Origin of the sequence: Micromonospora sp. CPCC 206061, from assembly GCF_036906915.1 — a bacterium.
In the GTDB taxonomy this organism is placed as follows: domain Bacteria; phylum Actinomycetota; class Actinomycetes; order Mycobacteriales; family Micromonosporaceae; genus Phytohabitans.
The window spans coordinates 35293-43567 of the sequence record NZ_JBAKHX010000070.1 but is presented as its reverse complement, the minus strand read 5'-3'; the positions used below and the strand labels follow the sequence as shown (position 1 = coordinate 43567).

7 protein-coding genes are annotated in these 8275 nt (G+C 73.5%); 6 read left to right on the top strand and 1 reads right to left on the bottom strand.

The features are described from left to right. Window positions 1–741: 741 nt before the first annotated feature. Window positions 742–1632: a hypothetical protein gene (locus tag V6V89_RS32190; protein WP_334623306.1), complete on the bottom strand. Its 891-nt coding sequence runs from the start codon at window positions 1630–1632 to the stop codon at window positions 742–744. A 94-nt stretch (window positions 1633–1726) separates the two neighbouring features. Here V6V89_RS32190 and V6V89_RS32185 point away from each other — a divergent pair, with 94 nt between their 5' ends. The 6 genes from V6V89_RS32185 to V6V89_RS32160 all read left to right on the top strand — a co-directional run bounded on the left by V6V89_RS32185 (window position 1727) and on the right by V6V89_RS32160 (window position 8270). Further along, complete coding sequence (locus V6V89_RS32185) at window positions 1727–2863, top strand: DUF2332 domain-containing protein (protein WP_334623305.1); 1137 nt, start codon at window positions 1727–1729, stop codon at window positions 2861–2863. Between the two features lie 163 nt (window positions 2864–3026). Further along, window positions 3027–3386 (top strand): YraN family protein, encoded by a 360-nt coding sequence (locus V6V89_RS32180; protein ID WP_334623304.1) that lies wholly within the window; start codon window positions 3027–3029, stop codon window positions 3384–3386. Beyond that, on the top strand, window positions 3387–4910 hold the full coding sequence (locus V6V89_RS32175; RefSeq protein ID WP_334623303.1) for a YifB family Mg chelatase-like AAA ATPase: 1524 nt from the start codon (window positions 3387–3389) through the stop codon (window positions 4908–4910). Further along, window positions 4907–6091, top strand: a complete 1185-nt coding sequence (gene dprA, locus V6V89_RS32170; RefSeq protein ID WP_334623302.1) for a DNA-processing protein DprA — start codon at window positions 4907–4909, stop codon at window positions 6089–6091. Before V6V89_RS32175 ends, dprA begins: the two co-directional genes overlap by 4 nt. An 86-nt stretch (window positions 6092–6177) precedes the next feature. Then, a complete protein-coding gene (locus tag V6V89_RS32165) occupies window positions 6178–7065 on the top strand; it encodes a tyrosine recombinase XerC (protein WP_334623308.1) in 888 nt (295 codons plus the stop codon). Between the two features lie 26 nt (window positions 7066–7091). Further along, entirely contained in the window at window positions 7092–8270 is a 1179-nt protein-coding gene (locus V6V89_RS32160) for an aminotransferase class V-fold PLP-dependent enzyme (RefSeq protein WP_334623301.1), read from the top strand. Window positions 8271–8275: the final 5 nt, after the last annotated feature.

Sequence of the window (8275 nt, the reverse complement as noted above, 5' to 3'; positions counted from 1 at the left end):
GGCGCCGCCGCCCCGTCCGCCCCGTCCGCCCCGCCGCCCACCGCTGGCGCGGCGCCGCCGCCCCGCCGCCGCCGCGCCGATCAAGGCCAAACGCACGTGGTTTGATCTCTTTTCCACGTGCGTTTGCCCTTGATCGATGGAGATCTCCTTGATCGCCGCGTGGGCCTGGCTGCGGGGTGGGGCCTGGGCCGCAACGCTCCGGCATGCATCGGCGGCCATGCCGCCGCCACTTTCTCCCGTACCAGGCCAAGCCGCGCAACCGGCCGTACGCTCCCCGGGCCGAGTGCAACCGCGGCGCGCTGCCCCGCCGGGCGCCGTGCGGCGGGTGGGTGGCGGGCCGTGCTTGCAGCGCGGGCGTGTGGGGTGTGTGGGAAGGCGCGGAGCCGCGCTTGTTGGGCGGGTGTGGGCCGTGGCGCGGAGCCACGCTTGTGGCGCCGCGTGTGCGGCGGGTGTGGGTGGCGCGGAGCCGCACCTGTGGCGCGGGCGTGTGGGGCGGGTATGGGTGGCGCGAGGCCGCGCTTGTGGTGCGGGCGTGTGGGGCGGGTACGGGTGGCGCGAGGCCGCGCTTGTGGTGCGGGCGTGCGGGGCGGGTATGGGTGGCGCGAGGCCGCGCTTGTGGTGCGGGCGTGCGGGGCGGGTATGGGTGGCGCGAGGCCGCGCTTGTGGTGCGGGCGTGCGGGGCGGGTATGGGTGGCGCGAGGCCGCGCTTGTGGTGCGTGTGTGCGGGCGGGGTGGGTGGGGTTATGGGCCGGCGGCTAGGGCGGCGGCCAGGAGGAGGATCAGGGCGATCGGCAGGTACGCGACGGGTGGGCGTAGCCAGACCTGGGCGCCGCCGCCGGCCTCGGGGGCGAGGCGGGTGGCGCCCGTCGCCAGGGCATACAGGCCTAGTGCGAACAGCGGCAGGCCGATGACCAGGAACAGTCCGGAGACCAGCGCGGCCGCGGACACTGGGCCTCCGATCGCGGCGTCGAGGAAGAGCCGGAGAGCGGGCACCTCGAAGATCACCGTGAGTGCCAGCAGCGCGAGGCCCACGGCGGGGCGCCGGGTCCGGTAGACGCCGTCGCCCACGGGGGCGATGGGTGCGGACGGGCGGCGCAGCGAGGCGCGGTCGATGGGTTCGGCGTGGAAGCGCACCGGCTCCGGCTGCGGAGGTGCTGCCTGCGGCGGCATCGGCGGGGCCACCGGCGGCGCCTGGAGACCATGTTCCTGCACCGCTGGTCCGGGCGGCGCGCTCGGCCCGCCCTGCCCTCCACCAAAGGAACTCCCGCCGGTCGCGGCGGGCGCGCCGACCAGCGACGGCCCGGGCGCTGCCATGGAAGGGTTGGCCACCGTCAGGCCGAGTTCGACGGCGTAGCCGCCTTGACCGGACGCGCCGGCACCGGATGACGGGAACGCTGTCGTGTCGGCCGGGCGGGGCGAGACCGGCGCCACCGCACCGGTCGGCTCCTCCAGCAGCGGCCAGACCGATTCTCTCGACGCCGCAGCCGCGAGCGGGTTGCCGGAATCGTTCGAGCCGTATGGGAGGGCGGCGGTCAGCGGATCGGCCTCGAAGCCGTCGCGCTGCCCGCGAGGACCGGGAATCCGGTAGCCGTCCCACTCCTGCGGAGCGCCGTTCCAGCGTTCACCTTCCACCGCGGCACCGTATGCGACCAGCGGCGATCCGCGCTACCCGCCTCCTGTGACGGTGGTCGCTGCGGCCAGCCCGCACGGGCGACAGGATCAGATGATGACGTCGGCGGAGTCCCGCGCGCTGAGCCGAATGTTCCGGCATTTCGCCCTAAGAGAGTTCCACGGGCATTCCACGCGTTACGAGTATCTTTCCGGCGTCGTCGCCGACCGCCCGGACCTCGCTGAGCCACTGCTCGCCGCCCCGCCGGACCAGCGCCGCGCGATCCTGTACTTCGCCGCCGTCCAGTACCTCTTGCGTACCATCGCTCGCGATCATCCACTGTCGGCGTACCTGCCCGTCCTCGGAGGATCGCGCGGCGTGGACGGTGAGCTGCCCGCGGCGCTGACGAGCTTCGTGTCCAAACACCGCGACGCGCTCACCGCGTTGTGCGCGACCAGGACGACCCAGACGAACGAGGCGCGCCGCGCGGCGCTGCTGCGACCCGGCTTCGGCCGGGCCGCTGCGCTCGCCGGTGGGCGCCCGCTCAGCCTGGTCGAGCTCGGCACCAGCGCCGGCTTGCTGCTGATGAGCGACCGGTACGCCTGCCGCTACGAGCATGGCGCCCGCGCCACCACCTACGGGCCAGCCGGCGGGCTCGCGCTGACCTGTGAGGTACGCGGCGATCGGTGGCCCGAGCCCGCAGCCGGGCCACTGCCGGTCGCGGGACGCGTCGGCATCGACCTCGCGCCGATCGACGCCGCAGACACCGCCGCCACCGACTGGCTGCGCGCGTGCGTCTGGCCGGAGCAGACCGACCGCCTCGCGCGGCTCGACGCGGCGCTCGCGGAGGTGGCGCGGGCGAGACCGGCGATGCTGGCAGGCGACATGGTCGAGACCCTGCCGGTTGCGCTGTCCACTGTGGATGACGATGCGGTGCCGTGCGTCTTCTCCTCCAACGCCGTCACGTACCTGCCCGACGCCGACCGCCGGCGACTCGTCGCGACGCTCGCCGAGGTTGGCGCGCGGCGCGACCTCACGGTGCTGTTCAACGAGGCGGCGCCCTTCGGCGCCGAGATGTTCATCGGCCGTCGCCCGGCCGAGGCCGGGCCGCGCGGCGTCCTCGCCGTCGGAGTGCTCACCCTGGTCGCGTGGCGCGATGGCCAGGCCACTGTGGAGGTCCTGGCCCGGACCGGCCCGCACGGCCAGTGGTTGGAATGGACTCCGAGGGTGTACAGGTACGCGCCGCGCCTCTAGGGCCTGTGTCGAAGAGGATGACCGGGCTGCGGGAACCCAGACTTCGACACAGGCCTAGCACGCCGGCGGCTTGATTGTCCGGGTATCCACAGCGTGGCTGGTTGTCCACACCTCGACTGAGTTGGCATTCGTGGGAGGCGGATGGGCTGACACCGTCACCGCCATGACGAGGGAGAGGCAGGCGGTCGGCGCGTACGGCGAACGCCGCGCGGTGGAGCACCTCACCGAGGCGGGCCTGCGCGTCGTCGCCCGCAACTGGCGGTGCGCCGACGGCGAGATCGACATCATCGCGTGGGACGGCCAGGATCTCGTGTTCTGCGAGGTCAAGACCCGGCGCACGGTGGAGTTCGGCTTGCCGATCGAGGCAATCGTCGGTGCCAAGGCGGCGCGGCTGCGGCGGCTGGCGGTCCTGTGGCTGGCGGCCCACCGCGTTCAGGCTCACGACATCCGCTTCGACGTCGTGTCGGTGCTGGCCCGCAAGCGTGGCCCGTGGCGCGTCGAGCACCTGCGGGGAGCATTCTGAATGAGCTACGCCAAGGTGCTCTCGGTCGGGCTCGTCGGGGTCACCGGCCACCTGATCGAGGTGGAGGCCGACCTGGCCGCGGGACTGCCTGCGATGGTGCTGTCGGGCCTGCCCGACACCGCCCTGCACGAGGCGCGCGACCGCGTCCGAGCCGCGATCATCAACTCCGGCCAGGAGTGGCCGTCCCGCCGCATCACCGTCAACCTGCTGCCAGCGACGCTGCCCAAGCGCGGCTCTGTCTTCGATGTCGCCATCGCGGTCGCGGTCCTCGCTGGGGCCGGTGAGCTGCCGCTGGCGGCGTTCGACCGGGTCGTCATCCTCGGCGAGTTGGGGCTCGACGGCACCGTGCGCCCGGTCCGCGGTGTGTTGCCGATGGTGGCCGCCGCCCTCCGTGCGGGGATCACGCGGGTGGTCGTGCCGCTCGGAAACGCACAGGAGGCGGCCATCGTGCCCGGCGTGCTGGTAAAAGCGATCGACACACTGCATCGGCTGATCGCGTTCGTCCGTGACGGCGAGCCGATGCTCGACCCGTCCGATCAGGCCGTTCCCGGGCACGACGCTCCCGGTCCCGACCTCGCCGACGTGGCTGGCCAGCCGCTCGGGCGGCGCGCCATCGAGGTGGCGGCCGCGGGCGGGCACCACGTCGCGCTGTTCGGTCCGCCCGGCGCGGGAAAGACTATGCTCGCCGAGCGCCTGCCGTCGATCCTGCCCGAACTCGACGACGAGGCCGCGCTGGAGGTAACCGCACTGCACTCGGTCGCCGGGGCGCTGCCGCCGGGCGGCCGTCTCCTGCGCCGGCCGCCGTTCCAGGCGCCGCACCACACCGCGACGGTGCAGTCGCTGGTCGGCGGGGGCAGCGGGCTCGCCAAGCCGGGCGCGATCTCGCTGGCTCATCGGGGCGTCCTGTTTCTCGACGAGGCGCCCGAGTTCAGCGGCCGGGCGCTGGATGCGTTGCGGCAGCCCCTCGAGTCCGGCCGCGTGCTGCTGCGGCGGGTCTCCGGTGCCACTGACTTCCCGGCTCGCGTGCAGCTCTGCCTCGCCGCCAACCCGTGCCCGTGCGCGCGTCCCGCCGGCGACATGTACTGCGAGTGCAGCCCCCGAGTCCGCCGGCACTACTTGAGCCGGCTGTCCGGCCCGCTGCTCGACCGCGTCGACGTCCAGGTGACGCTGCCGCCGGTGACAGCCGCCGACCTGCTGTGCGCCGGCCCACCCGGTGAGCCGTCCGCCGCCGTGGCCGACCGGGTCGCCAAGGCCCGCGCCGCGGCCGCCGCGCGCTGGTCGGCGAAGGCCTGGCGCACCAACGCGGAAGTGCCGGGGCCGGCCCTGCGCGGTGACGAGTGGCGCCTGCCGGCGCGCAGCACGGCGGGCCTGCTGCGGCTGCTCGACACCGGGGGCCTGTCCGCACGCGGCTTCGACCGGGTCATACGGATGGCGTGGACCATCGCAGACCTCGACGGGCGGCACCGGCCCGGGCCCGACGACGTTGCCGAAGCGATTCAACTCAGGATGGGTGTGCTCAGATGAGAGAGGCACTGCGCATCGCCCGGGTGGCACTGCACTGGCTCGTCGAGCCCGGCAACGCCGCCGTGCACCGGATGGTCCACCGGTACGGGCCGGTGCGGACGCTCGACAAGCTTCTCGACGGCGACATTCCCGAGCAGGAGCTGCGAGGCTCGATTACGGCACGGCTCAAGGTGGGCGACCCGTACGAGGTGGCCACCGTCGCGATCGAGCGCGCAGACGAGTTGGGTGCCCGCATCGTGACCCCGGAAGACGCGGAGTGGCCGCATCAGGTCGGCGACCTGAAGCACCTCCTCGACCTCCCCTCAGACAACCGGATCGACCGTGACACAGCACCACCCCTGTGCCTCTGGGTGCGTGGGCCGCTGCCGCTGGCCGAGACGCTCGACCGGTCGGTGGCGGTGGTCGGCGCCCGCGCCGCCACCTCCTACGGGGAGCATGTGGCGACCAGCATGGCGTTCGGGCTTGCGGAGCGGGGCTGGACCGTGGTGTCCGGCGGGGCGTACGGCATCGACTCCACGGCACACCGGGGCGCCCTCACCGCCGGCGGGGCGACCGTCGCGGTGCTCGCGTGCGGCGTCGACCGGCCGTACCCGGTGGGAAACACCTCGCTTTTCGACCGCATCGCCGAGACGGGCCTGCTGATCAGCGAGTGGCCGCCGGGCGCCGACCCGGTGCGGCACCGCTTCCTGATCCGCAACAGGGTGATTGCGGCCGCCACCCGCGGCACCGTGGTCGTCGAGGCGTCCGCGCGCAGCGGGGCCAGCCAGACTCTGCGGCGGGCCCGGGCGCTGGGCCGCCGCCCCATGGTCGTGCCGGGCCCCGTGACCTCCGCGATGTCGGTGGGCTGCCATCACCTGCTTCGCGAGCATCCGCAGATCCGCCTGGTCACCGGCCTGCCCCACGTGCTCGAAGAGGTGGGCAGCATCGGCAACGACCTGGCACCAACGCCACGTGGTCCGGATCGGCCGCATGACGTGCTCGATCCGGAAGCCACCGTGGTCTTCGACTCGATGCCGCGCCGCCGGCCCGCCGGCCCCGACGCGCTGGCCGCCCAGGCGGGCCTCGACGTGCGCACCGTGCTGCGCAAGCTGTCGCTGCTGGAGCAGCTCGGGTTTGTTGTGCGCCGCGACGGCGGCTACGTGCTGGCGCCCAAAAAACGCGAGGGCGGCGCGCCGGCTTGACGCAACGCCGCTCGGCGCTCCACGGTCAAGCGGTGAAGCGCAAGAGCCGCAGCATCCAGGCCATCCACGAGGGCTTGCCTGCGCCGATGCGCGACGCGGTCGACGAGTTCGCGCGGCACCTCGCCGCGGTGGAAAGCCGTTCGGTGCACACCGTGCGGGCGTACGTCGGCGACGTGGTCTCGTTGCTGGACCACGCGGCGCTCATGGGATGCGGCACGCCCGGCGAGGTCGACATCGCGGTGCTGCGGAGCTGGCTGGCGAAGCTGCGCACGCTTGGAGCGGCTCGGGCATCGCTGGCCCGGCGGGCGGCGTCGGCGCGCACGTTCAGCTCCTGGGCGCACCGGGCCGGACTGCTCGCCACCGATGTGGGCGCCCAACTCGCCAACCCCAAGGCTCACCGTGAGCTGCCAGCCGTGCTGCGCGCGGATCAGGCCAAGACGCTGATGACCGCCCCCGGCGACGACGCGGAGCCGACAGTGCTTCGCGACCGTGCCCTCCTGGAGCTGCTCTACGCGACCGGCATCCGAGTCAGCGAGGTGTGCGGGCTGGACATCGCCGACGTCGACCGGGGGCGGCGGGTCGTGCGGGTGCTGGGCAAGGGCAACAAGGAGCGGTCGGTGCCATACGGTGTGCCGGCCGAGAAGGCGCTCGACGCCTGGCTGCGCCGCGGCCGTGGCGCGCTGGCTGGCCCCAAGAGTGGTGACGCCCTGCTGCTCGGCGCGCGGGGTGGCCGGCTCCAGGCCACCGTCGCCCGCCGGATCGTAGGCGCGTACGCCCAGGCGGCCGGGTTGCCGCGTACGAGCCCGCACGGCCTGCGCCATTCCGCGGCGACTCACCTGCTCGAAGGGGGCGCCGACCTCCGGGCGGTGCAGGAGCTGCTCGGCCACTCCTCCCTGTCGAGCACGCAGATCTACACCCACGTGACGGTCGAGCGGCTGCGTGCCGCGTACCGCCAGGCCCATCCGCGCGCCTGACCGGCGCCCGCGCATACGCTGGATCAGTGACGGTCGTCGAAGGTGTCCCGGTGAGCTGGGAACGCATCCGGGAATGCTTTTCGCTGGACCCCTCGATCGCGTATCTCAACCATGGCGGCCGCGGCGTGGTGCCGGTGAGCGCCCAGCGCGCCCAGCGGCGGCTGCGCGAGGAGGCCGAGTCGAACCCGATCCTCTTCTTTCGCGACCTGCCGCAGCGGATCGCACACACCCGCCGGCACCTCGCCACCTTTCTCGGCGCCGACCCGGAGGGCTCCGCACTCGTCGGCAACACCACGATGGGCACCGCGGTCGTGCTGCAGTCTCTGGGCCTGCGTGCCGGAGACGAGGTGCTGCTGACCGACCACAGGTACGGCGCCGTGGCCTTTACGGTGGACCGGGAGTGCCGGCGCAGCGGGGCCGTCGCGCGCACGGTGCGGGTGCCGCTCGAAAGCACCGACGACCAGATCATCGCGACGCTCGGCGACGCGCTGCGCCCAGGGCGGACCAAGCTGCTGGTCGTTGACCAGATCAGCTCGGCGACAGCCCGCCGCTTTCCGGTCGAGAAGATCACGGCGGTGGCCCGCGAGCAGGGCGTGCCGGTGGTCGTCGACGCCGCCCACGTGCCCGGGATGCTGCCGGTGGCGGTGGACGAGATCGGTGCCGATTTCTGGGTGGGCAACCTGCACAAGTGGGCGTACGCACCACGCGGCACCGCGCTGCTCTGCGTAGCGCCACGCTGGCGGGAGCGGGTCGACCCGCTCGCTGTCTCGTGGATGCAGGACAGCGGTTTTCCGGACCGGGTGGAGTGGCAGGGCACGCTGGACTACACGCCCTGGCTGGCCGCGCCGACGGGCCTCTTCACGCTGCGCACGCTCGGCCTCGACCGGGTGCGTGAGCACAATGCCGCGCTGGCGGCATATGGGCAGAAGGTGGTGGGCGGCGCACTCGGCCTCGGCTCGGGCGACCTGCCCGACCCGGGTGCACCGGAGGTCGCGATGCGGATCGTGCCGCTGCCCGGCGACCGGGCCGCGACGCCCGACGACGCGATGGCACTGGAGGCCCGGATCGCCGACGAGTTGGCCACCGTGGTGGCGGTCTTCTCCTGGAATGGCCGCGGGTGGCTGCGCCTGGCCGGGCAGGTCTACAACGTGCGTGACCAGTACGACCGGCTGGCCGAGGGCCTGCCCCGCATCCTGCGCGGCTGAGCTGG

Coding starts and splice junctions, on each gene's coding strand:
- V6V89_RS32185 (WP_334623305.1), top strand. CDS start 1,727: ATGACGTCGGCGGAGTCCCGCGCGCTGAGCCGAATGTTCCGGCATTTC.
- V6V89_RS32180 (WP_334623304.1), top strand. CDS start 3,027: ATGACGAGGGAGAGGCAGGCGGTCGGCGCGTACGGCGAACGCCGCGCG.
- V6V89_RS32175 (WP_334623303.1), top strand. CDS start 3,387: ATGAGCTACGCCAAGGTGCTCTCGGTCGGGCTCGTCGGGGTCACCGGC.
- dprA (WP_334623302.1), top strand. CDS start 4,907: ATGAGAGAGGCACTGCGCATCGCCCGGGTGGCACTGCACTGGCTCGTC.
- V6V89_RS32165 (WP_334623308.1), top strand. CDS start 6,178: ATGCGCGACGCGGTCGACGAGTTCGCGCGGCACCTCGCCGCGGTGGAA.